This window comes from Bacteroides sp. AR20 (assembly GCF_964250605.1).
GTDB classification, from domain to species: domain Bacteria; phylum Bacteroidota; class Bacteroidia; order Bacteroidales; family Bacteroidaceae; genus Bacteroides; species Bacteroides uniformis.
On record NZ_CAXUGK010000076.1, the window covers coordinates 1 to 798 of the forward strand.

Annotated in this window: 1 rRNA gene; it reads right to left on the reverse strand. The window is 43.0% G+C overall.

The window, feature by feature from the left end:
- Nucleotides 1-468: ribosomal RNA gene (locus ACESTD_RS18435) — 16S ribosomal RNA — on the reverse strand; the annotation flags it as partial.
- Between the last annotated feature and the right edge of the window lie 330 nt (nucleotides 469-798).

Genomic DNA, 798 nt, shown 5'->3' on the forward strand with positions numbered 1-798 from the left:
CGTGCCTCACTTTATTCCCGTATAAAAGAAGTTTACAACCCATAGGGCAGTCATCCTTCACGCTACTTGGCTGGTTCAGACTCTCGTCCATTGACCAATATTCCTCACTGCTGCCTCCCGTAGGAGTTTGGACCGTGTCTCAGTTCCAATGTGGGGGACCTTCCTCTCAGAACCCCTATCCATCGAAGGCTTGGTGGGCCGTTACCCCGCCAACAACCTAATGGAACGCATCCCCATCGATGACCGAAATTCTTTAATAGTTCTACCATGCGGAAGAACTATGCCATCGGGTATTAATCTTTCTTTCGAAAGGCTATCCCCGAGTCATCGGCAGGTTGGATACGTGTTACTCACCCGTGCGCCGGTCGCCATCAAACTTAGCAAGCTAAGTTCATGCTGCCCCTCGACTTGCATGTGTTAAGCCTGTAGCTAGCGTTCATCCTGAGCCAGGATCAAACTCTTCATTGTAAAAGTATCTTGACTGCGCAAATTAAAAATTAAAGTGCGACAGCTTAATTATCTGTTCAGGACGCTCGAATTCAAAAAGTTTATCTTTACCTAATCTATATAGAATAAGTATTGACGGTTCTTTTGTTTTACCCAGGTACGACGCGCCTTAATCATTAGTTTCCAATTATTAATTTGCGAAGCACCTGCTCTTGTACTACTTGTATTGTTTATGTAAATCTGTTCAAAGATCGCTTGTTTCACGATTGCTGTTCTTTTCAGAAAGCGGATGCAAAGGTAAGAACTTTAAAGCATATCTTCCAAATATTTTCGGAAGTTTTTTTTATTTTT